At 43.3% G+C, this 14,741-nt stretch carries 15 protein-coding genes; all 15 read left to right on the top strand.

Annotation, left to right across the window (positions count from 1 at the left end):
* The first annotated feature begins 21 nt into the window (after positions 1-21).
* The 15 genes from AC0YOD_RS21410 to AC0YOD_RS21340 all read left to right on the top strand — a co-directional run bounded on the left by AC0YOD_RS21410 (position 22) and on the right by AC0YOD_RS21340 (position 14,479).
* Entirely contained in the window at positions 22-831 is an 810-nt protein-coding gene (locus AC0YOD_RS21410; RefSeq protein WP_475801371.1) for a WD40/YVTN/BNR-like repeat-containing protein, read from the top strand.
* A gap of 387 nt (positions 832-1,218) precedes the next feature.
* Positions 1,219-1,992 carry a VWA domain-containing protein gene (locus AC0YOD_RS21405; RefSeq protein ID WP_475801370.1) on the top strand — a complete coding sequence of 258 codons (774 nt, stop codon included), beginning with the start codon at positions 1,219-1,221 and terminating at the stop codon, positions 1,990-1,992.
* A gap of 208 nt (positions 1,993-2,200) precedes the next feature.
* On the top strand, positions 2,201-2,794 hold the full coding sequence (locus AC0YOD_RS21400; RefSeq protein ID WP_475801369.1) for a TerD family protein: 594 nt from the start codon (positions 2,201-2,203) through the stop codon (positions 2,792-2,794).
* 27 nt (positions 2,795-2,821) lie between these two features.
* Positions 2,822-3,403, top strand: a complete 582-nt coding sequence (locus tag AC0YOD_RS21395) for a TerD family protein (protein WP_475801368.1) — start codon at positions 2,822-2,824, stop codon at positions 3,401-3,403.
* Between the two features lie 79 nt (positions 3,404-3,482).
* Positions 3,483-4,061 carry a TerD family protein gene (locus AC0YOD_RS21390; protein WP_475801367.1) on the top strand — a complete coding sequence of 193 codons (579 nt, stop codon included), beginning with the start codon at positions 3,483-3,485 and terminating at the stop codon, positions 4,059-4,061.
* A gap of 31 nt (positions 4,062-4,092) precedes the next feature.
* Positions 4,093-4,671, top strand: coding sequence for a TerD family protein (locus AC0YOD_RS21385; protein ID WP_475801366.1), 579 nt, complete (start codon positions 4,093-4,095; stop codon positions 4,669-4,671).
* Between the two features lie 72 nt (positions 4,672-4,743).
* Positions 4,744-6,036: a TerD family protein gene (locus tag AC0YOD_RS21380; protein WP_475801365.1), complete on the top strand. Its 1,293-nt coding sequence runs from the start codon at positions 4,744-4,746 to the stop codon at positions 6,034-6,036.
* 25 nt (positions 6,037-6,061) lie between these two features.
* Entirely contained in the window at positions 6,062-6,856 is a 795-nt protein-coding gene (locus AC0YOD_RS21375; protein WP_475801364.1) for a TerC family protein, read from the top strand.
* A 111-nt stretch (positions 6,857-6,967) separates the two neighbouring features.
* On the top strand, positions 6,968-8,173 hold the full coding sequence (locus AC0YOD_RS21370; RefSeq protein ID WP_475801363.1) for an HpcH/HpaI aldolase/citrate lyase family protein: 1,206 nt from the start codon (positions 6,968-6,970) through the stop codon (positions 8,171-8,173).
* Positions 8,115-9,506 carry a phosphoribosyltransferase family protein gene (locus AC0YOD_RS21365; RefSeq protein WP_475801362.1) on the top strand — a complete coding sequence of 464 codons (1,392 nt, stop codon included), beginning with the start codon at positions 8,115-8,117 and terminating at the stop codon, positions 9,504-9,506. The genes AC0YOD_RS21370 and AC0YOD_RS21365 overlap by 59 nt, the downstream gene beginning before the upstream one ends.
* 34 nt (positions 9,507-9,540) lie before the next feature.
* Positions 9,541-10,638 (top strand): cysteine protease StiP family protein, encoded by a 1,098-nt coding sequence (locus AC0YOD_RS21360; RefSeq protein ID WP_475801523.1) that lies wholly within the window; start codon positions 9,541-9,543, stop codon positions 10,636-10,638.
* Entirely contained in the window at positions 10,635-11,462 is an 828-nt protein-coding gene (locus AC0YOD_RS21355; protein ID WP_475801361.1) for an HAD family hydrolase, read from the top strand. The genes AC0YOD_RS21360 and AC0YOD_RS21355 overlap by 4 nt, the downstream gene beginning before the upstream one ends.
* Before the next feature lie 51 nt (positions 11,463-11,513).
* Entirely contained in the window at positions 11,514-12,527 is a 1,014-nt protein-coding gene (locus AC0YOD_RS21350; protein WP_475801360.1) for an ATP-grasp domain-containing protein, read from the top strand.
* 144 nt (positions 12,528-12,671) lie between these two features.
* Positions 12,672-13,367 (top strand): hypothetical protein, encoded by a 696-nt coding sequence (locus AC0YOD_RS21345; RefSeq protein WP_475801359.1) that lies wholly within the window; start codon positions 12,672-12,674, stop codon positions 13,365-13,367.
* A 17-nt stretch (positions 13,368-13,384) separates the two neighbouring features.
* On the top strand, positions 13,385-14,479 hold the full coding sequence (locus AC0YOD_RS21340) for a toxic anion resistance protein (RefSeq protein ID WP_475801358.1): 1,095 nt from the start codon (positions 13,385-13,387) through the stop codon (positions 14,477-14,479).
* The last annotated feature ends 262 nt before the right edge of the window (positions 14,480-14,741 follow it).

Raw genomic sequence — 14,741 nt, 5'->3', positions numbered from 1 at the left:
CAAAGGAGTTGGGGGATTTTCATGACAAGGGCAGTCGTTTTCATTATCTGTTTAATACTAATCACAACAGGCTGCAATACAGTGGCTAAGCAGGGCTCAGAACCTCCATCCTCAGCTCAGTCAGAAACGCATCCGTTCTCAACTCCCAGTGATGCAACTGTGCCTGAGATAACAGCTCCGCCTGATGTCGATCCGAGCGCTCAACTGATTCAATCGTATTCCATCGGCGAGTCGGATAAATGGTATTTTTACCTTCAGAAAAAAGATGCTGAAAATGAGGTAATCATTTGGCATAGCTCTGATAAGGGCCAAACTTGGGAACAGTCAACACTGCCTGCTAAAGAATCATGGGAAAAGGAGATCAATAAGGAAACGCTATTCGTATCTTTGCATTCGAAGCAAGAGGCTATCCCGAGCTGGCTTCTGCTTACTTCAGATGCTGCTATGGGATTAATGGCGAAATCGGTTTATCAATCAATCGATAACGGAAAGACTTGGACTTTCAAAGGGGATCTAAGCCGAGTAATCAGCGGCAGCTATATTACGGGTATTTCTTTCCGTGATGATAAAGTAGGTTGGATTACAGGAACCTATCATGGGGGTCCTGCACTCCCTTTGTATCGTACAGATGATGCTGGATTAACTTGGAATATACAGGAAATAGATTTACCGAGACAATACGATTATGGAAACGTATATCCGCCTAGCTTTGATGCTGCAAATAAGCAAATGGGCATTCTCCCTATTGAATTTACAGGAGGCGAGCGGCGAGATAAGGTTGAATACAAGACAAATGACGGTGGAGAGACATGGACGATTGAAGCCGAATAAGAGAGGAGAGTAGAAAAATTGGCGTAGTTAAACAAAAGTATCGAAATGAATCTATTTTTTTATTCTTTAGAGAGAAGCATCGACAATAGAAAAATAGCGTTAAATAGCAGCAGGGCACCGAAGATCAGACCGGTTTTATTTTTTCTTATGAAATCCATAAGATCACCTCGTTTAGGAAATATTTGCTTCTCTTAATTATCTCGCTAATTATTTGATTTTTCCACCTTTTTTTTCATCCTACATGAAATTGTCACATGATTCATTTCATGCTGTCAGTAACGTGAGAATCTTTCGTTTTATCTTTCTATATTTGTAGTAATTTGTAATTATGACAACGTATGATATAAAATTAAGATTGAGAATCATTTTGAAGGAGGAAATGCTGGCGTGAGTATTGATTTGAAGAAAAAAGCAGAGGAAAAGCTAATTGATTTATCGAAGAAAGCGACGATTTCTTTAACGAAAAAAGGATTATCCGATGTAACTGCAAGAGTTGGATTGGCACTAGATATTTCTGGCTCTATGGGACAGCTTTACCGCAGCGGAATGGTTCAAAACACCTGCGAGCGAACGCTGGGACTGGCTATGAATTTTGATGATAACGGAGCAGCAGACGTCTTTCTATTCGGAATAAAGGATTATGCTGTAGGCGAAATTCAAAGCCGTAATTTTTTTGAGTTTGTTGAGCGTGAGGTTACTAGTAAATATAAGCTGGAGCCGGGCACGCAATATGCGGGTGTCATTCGAAGAATAGTAGATTTTTATTTTCCAGGTGCACTCATCGAGAAGAAAACAGGCGGCGGTTTTTTTGGTATTGGCGGGAAGAAGGAACTCCATCTAGATGCTGCAAAATACAAGAAACAAGAGCCCGTTTATATTTTATTTGTAACGGATGGCAACTGCTCTGATTCTGGCGATACAGAGGCTGTGATTCAAAAGGCATCCGAATTGGGTATATTCTTTCAATTTGTTGGAGTAGGAAATGAGACTTTCTCTTTCCTAAGGAAACTCGATGATTTGAAAGGCCGCTTTATAGACAATGCAAACTTCTTCGCAATCAATAATTTAGCGAAAACGAGTGACGAAGAATTGTACGACAAATTACTGCAAGAATTTCCTTCATGGATAAATGAAGCGCGCAGCAAACAGCTTATACGTTAAACTTTTCTATAATCATATAAAATATGATTAATTTCGATTTTAACGCATAGCAGTAAGAGGAACTACTCTTATTGTGTAGAATAATGTACTGAATAAAATTTTTTGGAACTTGGACTTCATTTAGGCGTATTGATGGGTAGATTGTATGAAATCATACATGAGATTGCTTCTTTAGGAAGTAAGCCTCATGGAAAGGGGGTGCAAAACGATGGCTATCTCTCTCGTTAAAGGTCAAAAGATTGATTTAACAAAAGGAAATGCAGGTCTAACTAAAGTCATTGTTGGTTTAGGTTGGGATCCTCTTGAAGCTAAAGGCGGTTTCTTCGGCCTTAAAAAAGCAGCTAATGTAGACTGTGATGCATCTGCTTTACTATTGGATGCTAATGGAAAGCTAAGCGGCGAGAAAAATTTGGTTTGCTTCTATAACAAGCAGAGCGGTTGTCAATCTGTTGTTCATACCGGTGATAATATTACGGGTGAAGGCGAAGGCGACGATGAGCAAATTATCGTTCAACTTGATCGTGTACCAGCAGGCATTCACAAAATCCTTTGCGTAGTAAACATTTATGAATGTGAATCTAGAAAACAAGATTTCGGTATGATCAAATCGGCTTATATCCGTATTGTGAATCCAGCTAATAATAGTGAGCTTATTCGTTTCAACTTGACGGATAACTTCGCTGGTAAAACAGCATTGGTTGTCGGTGAACTTTACCGTAACAATGGTGAATGGAAGTTTAATGCAATTGGTGAGGGCACTCACGCTCCTCATGTCGACATTCTTGCTCGTCAATACCAATAATTTAAATAAGAAAGAGGGCATTTAACAATGGCTATCAGCTTATCCAAAGGTCAAAAAATCGATCTTACGAAAACAAATCCCGGTCTTACAAAAATTACTGTAGGTCTTGGCTGGGATACGAATAAATACGACGGCGGCAAAGACTTCGACCTTGATGCATCAGTATTCTGCTTGAACGGTCAAGGCAAAGCTGGCTCCGAAGCGGATTTCATTTTCTACAACAATACTAAAAACTCAAATGGCTCCATTGAGCATACTGGCGATAACCGTACAGGCGAGGGCGATGGCGATGATGAGCAAGTAAAAGTTGATCTATCCGCTGTTCCTGCTGAAACAGAAAAAATCGCATTTTGCATTACTATCCATGATGGCAAAGAACGCAGCCAAAACTTTGGACAAGTATCCAATGCTTTCGTTCGTATCGTCGATGAGCAAAGCGGCGCGGAATTGATCCGTTATGATCTAGGTGAAGATTTCTCTGTTGAGACTGCTGTAGTGGTTGGCGAGCTTTACCGTCATTCCGGCGAATGGAAATTCAGCGCAATCGGAAGCGGCTTCCAAGACGGTCTTTCCGGTCTAGCTCGTGATTACGGTCTAGCAACTTCGTAATCATTTGAATTCAGTATAATGAAGGGTCGCCACGGCGGCCCTTTTCTTGAATAGCCTATACGGCTTAGGGGGCATTCTAATGGCGGTTAATTTATCTAAAGGTCAGAAGGTTGATTTAACTAAATCAAATCCGGGCCTAGCCAAGATCACAGTAGGACTAGGCTGGGACGTAAATAAATACGATGGCGGTAATGAATTTGACCTTGATGCAACGGCATTTTGTTTGAATGCTTCCGGCAAGGTGAACAGCGAAAAAGAATTTATTTTCTACAATAACAAATCCAACTCCAATGGTTCCATTGTTTCCTCAGGCGATAATCGGAGCGGTGAAGGTGCTGGGGATGACGAGAGCATCAAAATTAATTTGGCGAATGTTCCTGCTGATACGCTGAAGGTAGCCTTTTGCATTACGATTCATGATGCTGTGCAAAGAAACCAAAACTTTGGTCAAGTTGCAAATGCGTATGTGCGTGTTGTAAACGAGGAGACTGGCGCGGAATTAATTCGTTATGATTTGGGTGAGGATTTCTCGGTAGAAACAGCGGTTGTTGTAGGCGAGCTTTATCGTCATCAAACGGACTGGAAATTTAGTGCGGTTGGCAGCGGGTATCAAAACGGCTTAACTGGCCTATGCAATGACTTTGGCGTTCAAACCTAATTGAGTTCTATTTCAAAGGAGGAATACAAGCATGTCCATTAATCTTTCCAAAGGACAACGTATCGATCTGACTAAGACCAATCCAGGACTAACGAAAGTGGTTCTCGGCCTTGGCTGGGATACCAATAAGTATACAGGCGGCGGAGAAATTGACCTTGATGCGAGTGCTTTTCTATTGCATCAGGATGGCAAAGCCAAGGATGAGAAGGATTTTGTATTTTACAATGCCCTTATTGCTTATAACGGCGCGGTTGAGCATACAGGCGACAATCGTACGGGTGAAGGCGATGGCGATGATGAGCAAATCAAAATTGATTTTCAAAAGATTCCTGCCCATATCGATCGTATTGGCATTACCGTTACGATTCATGATTCAGATTCAAGACAACAAAACTTTGGACAAGTATCCAATGCCTTCGTCCGTTTGGTAGACGAAGCGACAGGCAGAGAGGTTCTGCGTTACGATCTTGGCGAAGAGTTTTCTATTGAAACAGCTATCGTATTTTGCGAGCTGTATCGTCATGGCGCAGAGTGGAAGTTTCAAGCGATCGGTTCTGGTTTCTCAGGCGGCCTAGCTGCACTCTGCAGAAATTACGGACTTACGGTTTAAAATGATAATAGGGTGGCATCTTATGAACAAGTCTGTCACCCTATCCTATTACGGGTGAAGGGCGGTTTACATATGGAGCTTGCACTAATGAAAGGTCAAAAAGCCGATATTACAAAAAACAATCCATCCTTTAAAAACCTCCTTGTTGGAATGGGCTGGCAAAGTGGAGGAGGCATTGATGTCGATTTCTCAGCTTTTCTTTTGCGTGCGAACGGAAAAACGGCTGGTGATCAAGATTTAATTTTTTATGGCAATCCGAAGGATACTAGCGGAGCTATCGAAATAGCTGGCGCGAATAAAGGAAGTTATGCAGGAAAGACGGATCAAGAACAGGTTAAGATACGGATTCATGACATTCCCAAAGATATTGAAAGAGTTTCCTTTACACTAACTGTCTATGAAGGAGAAGCGAGAAAACAAAGCTTTTCAAGCGTGAATGATGCCTACATTCGGATTATTGACGAAGGGACAGGACGCGAAATTTTGCGTTATGAACTTGGAAAAAACTTCTCTGTAGAGACTGCTATTGTCGTAGGAGATTTATATAGATATAACGGCGAATGGAAGTTCAATGCCATTGGCTCAGGCTATTCTGGCGGACTCGCAGCGCTATGCAATAGTTTTGGAATTGAAGTGAAGGCGGATGCGCCGACTCCACCTCCAGCACCTGTACCAACCCCGGCACCAAAACCTGCTCCAACACCAGCTGCTGCACCACCACAGCCTCCAGCAGCACCGTTAGATTTGAAACCAGCTTCAATCAATCTTAGTAAAATTTCATTAACCAAACGCGGAGATGTTATTAATCTGCAAAAGGGTTCAGGCTCTCTTGGTGAGATCGTTATTAATTTGAACTGGAATCAAAAGAAAGCAGCAAAAGGCTTTTTCGGCAGATCCAGCGGCGGCGTGGATTTGGATGTAGGCTGCTTATTTGAGCTTAAGAACGGAATGAAAGGCTCTGTTCAAGCTTTAGGGAACAGCTTTGGAGACTTTTCTAGAGCACCATACATTTCACTCGACGGTGACGATCGGACGGGCTCTATTACGACGGGAGAAAATCTTAGAATCAACGGAAGCAAGGTTTCCGAGATTCAGAGAATTGTCGTATATGCTTATATCTACGAAGGGGCTACGAACTGGGCAGAGGCAGACGGTGTCGTAACGATTAAGCAATCAGGAGGTCCAGAGATAGAAGTTAGAATGGACGAGCATAATAACCGTATGGGTATGTGTGCGATTGCAATGATTGACAACGTCGGTGATCAAACGTTCAGTATCAAGCGGCTTGTTCAGTACTTCTCAGGACACAAACAGCTCGACGAGGCCTATAATTGGGGTCTTAAATGGGTGCAAGGCAGCAAATAATTGAAATATTCGGAGGGTGTCTTGAATGGTTGATTTTTTTCAAAATATAATGGCCAACTTTGGCGAGTTTTTTCACTGGGATAACTTATCCCAAGTGATATCTAGTCCAAGTACTTGGGGGATCATTTTAACGCTGGTTATTCTAGAAGGATTGCTCTCGGCGGATAATGCGCTTGTTTTAGCTGTAATGGTTAAGCATCTTCCAAAGAAAGAACAAAAGAAAGCTTTGTTCTACGGGATTATCGGGGCTTATATATTCCGATTTATCGCAATCGGCGTCGGTGTTTACCTTGTTAAAATTACGTGGATTAAAGTGGCGGGCGGTTTATACCTCCTATGGATCGCGCTCAGCAATCTGTTCCATCTCGAATTTAAGCTCGCTAGAGTCGGTGGCATACCGCTCATTCCTTACATTGGCAAGAAATCAACGGAAGAGCATGAAGAAGGAGTTCAAAACAAAGGCTATGGCTTCTGGCGTACCGTTTTAGCCGTTGAAGTAATGGATATTGCATTCAGTATTGACAGTGTTCTTGCGGCATTTGGCGTAAGTGAAGAAGTGTGGGTGCTGTTCTTGGGCGGTATTCTCGGCGTACTCATGATGCGTGGCGTTGCGCAAGTATTCTTGGCGCTGATCGATAAGTTTCCTGAGCTTGAGAAAGCAGCTTTCATTCTCATCATCCTTATCGCAGCGAAGATGATTGCAGGCGCTTATGGCTTCCATGTCCCTCATGCTGTATTCTTCGGATTATTGATCGCAGTCTTCGGAGGAACCCTTATTTACAGTTCTATCCGTAAAAAAAGAGCATCCGAAGCAGCTTAAGATGCACACATAACTAGGTAGTCGAAATATCCCTCATGGAAAGTGAGGGATATTTTTTAGCCCTTGATTTGAGACTTCTGTTACAAATAAAAACGTTAAGGAGGGATAGCTTTGAGGTATTTTAACTATCTTACCAATGAAGAAGAGCAGTCTTACTTTCACTCCCTTCCGACTCATTTTGATAATTATGCGGATAAGGATGTCATTGCCCATGCGATTGGTGCTGCACTTTATATGCCGGCAACCAAGGACAATATAGCAGAGGACTTGATAGCTCAAAAGCACGAGGGACTCGTGTCGATGGTGATAGACCTTGAAGATGCAGTAGGCGATAATCAACTGGAATATGCAGAAGAAATGCTTAGAGCAACACTCATGAAAATCAGCCGTTATATTTCAGTCGGATTGCTTAATGCTGACCATATTCCTCTTATTTTCATTCGAGTTCGATCTGTTAGTCAGTTGGAGAGATTACTAGACTTCTTCGGAGATGAAATAGCATATGTTACAGGTATTGTATTTCCTAAATTCAATGTGGAGACAGGAACGAAGTATCTGAAACTGCTGGATCGGTATAATCAAAACAGAGGGGCAACAAACGCCATCCTCTACGGTATGCCGATTTTGGAAACAGCAGATATTATTTATCGGGAGAAAAGGACAGAAACGCTGCTGGCTATTTCCGAGCTTTTGAAGCAATATAAGGAATATATACTAAATGTGCGAATTGGAGCAACAGACTTCTCAAGCCTGTTCGGATTGCGCAGAAGTCCGGAAAATACAATTTATGATATCGGCGTCATACGGGATTGCATTGCGGATATCGTTAATATCTTCGGTCGAATGGATAATCATTATGTTATTTCTGGACCGGTATGGGAATATTTCAAGAGCGATCGTGTATTCAAGCCGCAGCTAAGGCAAACTCCTTTTGAGGAAAGCATGGGCAAGCATGGACGAATATTGCGCATGGATTATATAAATCGATATGTGGACGGTCTTATTCGTGAGGTAGCGATGGATAAGGAGAACGGTATTATCGGCAAAACCATTATTCATCCCACTCATATTAAGCCTGTGCAATCGATGTTTGTCGTTACACATGAGGAGTACTTGGATGCTCTGCACATTATGGAAAACAGTCAAGGCGATCTTGGCGTAATGAAAAGCCATTACTCTAATAAAATGAATGAATTTAAGCCCCATCTAACATGGGCAAGACGGATTATGATCCGATCTAACATATATGGGGTGCTGAATGAAAACCAAAACTTCACTTGCTTACTCGCAGAAGAACGAGAATCTGCATTCGTTTAATATTTTAGGAGATTTAGAGATCGCTATAGAGGTTACGAATAACCCTTTCCATATCCCGCTGGAGCAGCTATTCCAGATGGCAGCAAGAATAAATAAAAAGCGCAGCTTTCTATTCGTAAGCAAAGTGCTTGGCAAGCATATTCCGGTAAGACCGCATGTCACTCTTCTATCAGGAGCAACTCTTGGGCTGCTCTATCAGCAATTTAAAGGCGAAACACTCCCCGTTTCAATCGAACAGCTCCTGCATGCGTTTGAATCACCGGAGGAAGCTCATACGATCTATGATCTCATGAAGAGAAATAAAATGACGGTTAACGAGAAAACGTTATTTATCGGATTCGCAGAAACAGCTACTGCACTGGGACACAGCATGTTTGATATGTTTGATGGAAAGGTCTCTTTTCTTCATACGACAAGGGAGAGTATTGATTATATTTCTTCCTGTATCGATTTTGAGGAGGAGCATTCCCATGCTACTGCTCATCGCTGCTATGCCAGTGATCCTTCGATCTTCCAGCAAGCAGATACGATCATACTTGTGGATGATGAGATAACTACGGGGAAAACCGCGTTGAACATCATTCATGACTTGCATGCGAAATACGGCAAGACAAAATATGTAGTAGCTAGCTTGCTTGACTGGCGTTCCAAGGCAGACATTCAGCGTTTTCGTGAAATTGAAGAGCAGTTGGGTGTAACCATTGATTGCTTATCTTTGGTTTCAGGCCAGATTACGGTTACGGGGACGCCAATTGAAAGCAGTAATACGATTGATTCGCAGACGAGGGAATTGTACGATACCGTTATTGATTATCTGCATCTGGAAGATGTGTTCGCAAAGCTGCCATCCTCCGGACAGGAGGTATCCTATCTTGCGCATACAGGACGCTTTGGCATGACGGCCGAAGAGAGTCAAATGTTAGATCGGGAAGTTGAGAATGCTGCTGCTTTCTTAAGATCGTACAAGCAAGGCAATAACGTTCTATGTATGGGGACAGGTGAGTTTATGTATGTTCCGATGCGAGTTGCGGCGGAGCTAGGCTCCAATACATGGTATCAATCCAGTACCCGCAGTCCTATTCATCCCCATACGAGCGCGCATTATGCGGTGAAATCAGCCTACCGCTTTGCTTCACCGGAGCATGAGGGCGTAATGAATTTTATGTATAACATCCCTCAGGGGCATTATGATGAGATGTTTCTATTTATGGAACGAGAGGTGTCGGAAGGACAATTCGCGGAGCTAAGAGAGATGCTAATGACGTTAGCGATACCGCGTATTCATGTTGTATATTTCAGTAAGCATAAGGAGGTTACCCCTATTGAAAGCTAACACCAGTGAGAAACGAATCCATCCTCCAGCACCGATGGGCAGCTATAAGAAGGAGGACGTTATTTTCCTTCTCAAGGATCTGAGTCATGTTCCGCTAGAGGGAAAAACGGAAGATCGCGAAGCTACCATTCAATCAGGAGGGCATTATTCCGAAAGCTTGCCCATCGAATATCAACCGACTAAAGAGTACATCGAGCTGTTTCATAATACACTCGCAGAATCATCTTTGAAAATCGCAGAGGCTGTCGGAATCGTAGCAGAATGGATGGTGAAGAAGCATGGATTCGATGTTGTGCTAGCTTCATTGGCTAGAGCAGGAACTCCGATTGGCATTCTGATCAAGCGTTATATTAAGCATGCGTATGACATTGATCTTCCTCACTACAGCATCTCCATTATTCGCGGCAAAGGTATCGATGAGAACGCGATGCTTTATATCAATCAGGAGCATGAGGGTAAACGAATTCAATTCGTGGACGGCTGGACTGGAAAAGGAGCAATCAGAGAGGTACTTATCGAAGCTTGCCAACATATGAAGCAGAAGCATGGTCTTAATATTCATGATGAGCTGGCTGTACTCGCTGATCCTGCCTATTGCGCCAGCATGTATGGAACGCGAGATGATTTCCTAATACCGAGCGCATGTCTGAACTCTACTATTTCTGGCTTGGTGAGCAGAACGGTTTTGCGGGATGACCTAATAGGTCCAGATGACTTTCACGGAGCTAAATATTACAGCGAGTGGGCGGACGCGGATCTCTCCAACTCATTTATTGATACCATTTGCTCTCATTACGATGAGGTGCAGGCTGCTTCTGATGCGAAAGCGGAGACGTTAAACAGCGATCCGAATGCGAGTCTCGTTACCTGGAGCGGGATGAAGGCGATTCAGAAGATACAGGAGGAGTTTTCCGTCCCGGATGTTAATTTCATTAAACCTGGAGTAGGCGAAACGACACGTGTTCTGCTGCGCAGAGTACCGTGGAAAATTCTTGTGGATCGTCTAGACAATCCCCTTCTGAAGCATGTTCTGCTGCTGGCAAAGGATCGCGGAGTTCCCGTTGAGGAATATCCGAATATGACCTATTCCTGCTGTGGGATCATCAAGGCGCTTAAGGGGGAGAGCGAATGATTTTTGCTAGTGATTTGGATCAAACCCTCATTTATTCAGATAATTCCAAAGGAGATATCACTTTGGAAGAGATGGTTCCCGTCGAGCTTTATGAAGGAAGACATATTTCCTACATGACGAAGCCTGCCATTGAGAAGCTGAAGCAATTAGCGTCTGAGATTGCTTTTGTTCCGGTTACAACACGAATTCCAGCCCAATACAATCGTCTCTTCGGTATCAAAGATATGTTCAAGCCGCAATATGTCATTGTAAGCAATGGCGGCCAGATATTGAAGAACGGAGAAGTCGATGCGGAATGGAATAGCATTGTACGCGAGGCTGTAAGACAGCACTGTGCAGACAGTTCTGAAATTGGCGGACTGCTCGAAAAAATTGCCTCTCCTCACTGGGTAAGATCTTCGACTCTTTGTGATGAGCTGTTCTATTCCATTGCCATTGAAAGAGACAATCTGCCGCTGGAGCAACTAGAGCTGCTTAAGGGAGATCTTGCGGCAAGAGGCTGGAGCTACTCGCTGCAGGGCAGGAAAATATATTTGGTACCGGAGAAGGTAAGCAAGGGAGCGGCAATCCAATACGTAAAAGAGAAGCTGTCTTCCTCCTTCGTATATGCAGCAGGCGACAGTCTGCTGGATGAAAGCTTGCTTCTAGCGGCGGATTATGCGATTTCGCCTTCGCATGGCGAGCTGAGAAGCTCTTATGAGTCGCATCCTCATATCCGCTTTACAACTTCAAGAGGTGCCGTAGCGTCTGAGGAATTGTTGGACACAATTATAGCGCATCGATCTGGCTTAGAAGCAGCGGGCAGAAAAACCGTATTATTATAAATATAAAACTAGCATGCCTATCCTTGATGAGACGAAAGAAGGAATAGAAAGATGACACGAGTTTATATGAATCGTTGGTTTTCGGTTGCGTACCACTATATTAATATGATTCGGAATAATCCAAATGGCGAGAAATATGTATTTTATGGGACACATCCTGATATTGATCATCTATCACTCATTGCGGCTGACCATAAGGACATCGAGCCAGAAGTAACGGGCTTGGAGTATGTAGAGTTTTGTGTGGATTTCTGCAAACGAAATCTCATCGACATATTCATTCCAAGGCTTCATATGGAGGATATTTCAAGGCATGCTCATTTGTTTGATGATATTGGCACTAAAGTAATGGTATGTCGTGATATTGAGCTGCTCGATTCAATGATAGAGAAGGATAAGTTTTATGAGGCGCTCGCTGATATGGAGCTTGTTGAAATTCCAGATTATCGTGTAGTGAATACGGCTGAGCAATTTAAGCAAGCGTATGAGGAGCTTACAGCTGCAGGCCATCAGGTTTGCTTTAAACCGACAAAGTCGGAGGGCGGAATGGGCTTTCGGATTATAGACAATAATCGTGATCCGCTTGCCGAGCTGTATGGTTATGTAACCTTATCTACCAGCTTTGAACAGGCTTATGAAACCTTGTCCAGTGTTGAGCATTTCGATAATTTGATGGTTATGGAGCTGCTAAGCGGTACGGAATATAGTATCGATTGCGTTTCTACTGCAGAAGGTGAGCTGCTAACAGCTATTCCGCGCCGAAAGTCATCAGGACGGCTTTATTATTTGGAGGATACGCCAGAGCTGCTGGACATTGCAAGACGTATCGCCAGAGTACTAAAGATTCCTTATGCCTTCAATATTCAAGTTCGTTATAACAATGGTATTCCAAAATTGCTTGAAATCAATCCGCGTATGTCTGGCGGGCTTTATATTACTTGTCTGTCGGGGGTAAATATGCCTTATCTGGCTGTACAAGCTCTGCAAGGCAAAGTCGTTGATGTTCCCGTACCTCAGTTCGGCATTCAGGCTGGATATGTGGAGCAACCGTTAATTATGAAGTAAATAAGGTTCGATAAAGAAAAAAACGGGCGAAAGCCCATTTTTTTTTGATTAAAAATTGACTTGTGTACAGTAGAAACGAGATAATTGAATCATAATGATTTTACTAACATCATGTTACGGCATAATCAAGATGGAGGTGCAGCGATGAAAAAAACATTCTTTCTTGCTTTAGGCAGCTACGCGGTTGCTCTTGTTGTTTACTGGATGTTCTCTCCTTATTTGGCGATTGCTATCCCTGCTATTGGTATGTTTGGCGCATTGATGTGGAGGCAGCGTGACTTAAAGAAGATAGTCCAGCAAACAGGAGGACCGGAGCTTCAGCAGGGAGCACAGAATCCGGCAATCCCTCAGCCCCATATAGAAGCACCCGCGGCTGCTGGAACGAATCCGCAGTCTGTGCAACAAGCAGCAGCATCAGCGCCTGCGACACCGGCGGTGAGTGATCCAGAGCTTGCTTCTGCGTTAGAGTACATTGGCATTATTGAAGATATGATTCTACTGGAAGGTGAGCAGAATAATCTTGATGATGAGATTGTGCAGAAAACGTTGGCATTGCTAGCGCGTCTAAATCGTTTGATACCCGATTTGGTTGCCTTGGGCGACGCGAGCATAAACCACAACATTGTTCGACTAGTAAGGAAGGATCTAAATTCGACCATTAATCCGTTTCTGCGCTTAAGCGGTGAAGCCAAACGTCAAAACAGACGGCTTCTGCTGGATGGGATTAAGGATGTCGATTCGAAACTAACCTTTTATACGAAAACAATTGAACAAAAGGATTTAATGGAGCTAAGAACGAAAGCTGAATTAATGCATCAACGTTATCATCTTACCGACTAATCAAGGGGGAAATGGCAATGGCGCAACAATTGGTTCAATTGAAGAGTGAAGATTTAAATAAGCTGGAGCAAGAAGTGCAAAACACGATGCAAAAGGTCGCTACCACCGATGCGATGAATTTGGATTCGCTGATGGATGAGATTACGAAAAAAGGCCAGAAGACGCTTGAGCGCTCTGGACAAACCCTCACGATGCTGGAGAGGCCGCTCTCTGATCTTATGTCCGGCAAAAGGACGGAAGTCGCAAGCAATATGTTGAAGCTGCGAAGCGAAGTCGAGGATCTTAGCAAGAGCAGACAGCAAAGCCTGTTTCAAAAGCTGCTTCGTAAAGCCCCGATGAAGAACTATATTTATAAATATCAATCTGCGAAAACGAATGTGCAGGCAATCGTGAAATCATTGCGTGACGGTCGTGATACGTTAGAAGAGAACGTCGTGCATATGAGAAACCTAAAGCGGAGCAGCTTGGATAATGTCTATGATCTTCAGCTGCTCGTCGAATACGGCAATCGACTGAAGAAAATGTTCGAAGATGAAATAGCTAAGCCTGAAAATGAGCATAGAAAATCGTATCTAGAGCGAGGTCTGCGTAAAGTAGTAACGAAGCTGCAGACGTATACGGAAATGATTATGCTTTATCAGCAGGCTATCGCAGCTACCGATATTATCAATGATACGAATGATAAGCTGATGGATGCGCTGGATAGCTCCATTGACAAGACACAGCATCTCATGTCGGTATCTGTGCTCATCGCCAGTGCCATTGACGATCAGATGAAAGCGATTGAAGCCGTTAATTCAACGAATGAAATGCTTGGCAATCAGTTTGCTGAGAACGCGCGCCTTCTAAATGAAACGAGCGATAGAGCTAACCAAGCGCTTACGAAGCCTGCAATGAGCATGGAGCTTGTCGAGCGTGCGATGACAGATCTCTTCTCGGCTATGGATAAGTACGAGAACTCAAATCGTCAAATCATTCAAACGGTATCACAGCAAACCGAGAAGATGACGCAAATCAACCAACAGGTTGGACAACGTCTCGGAATTGGACCGGGTAATGGAGCGAGCCAAACCGAGCTTCCTGCTTCTGCGACAAAAGGATTTTTGGAATAATAAAGCTTTTAATGAAGGACGAGCTCTATGCGAGCTCGTCCTTTTTGTATGCCAGGCAGCGTTTATCTTGGAGGGCTCGTAGCTCATAAATGGTCCCGTACCCGCATATTTTAAAGAAAAAAACGAGGTGAGCACTCATGCTTGAACGTATTGTTCTAGGCGTAATCATTGTGCTGTTGATAATCGTTGCAAGCTATGAAAAAGCGGACGCTATTCTGGAAAAATATAACTAGTCACTGTTAGAATCCCTCTATCATTTGGT

This window comes from Paenibacillus sp. J31P13 (assembly GCF_056269295.1).
This window is presented reverse-complemented; position numbering and strand designations above follow the sequence as displayed.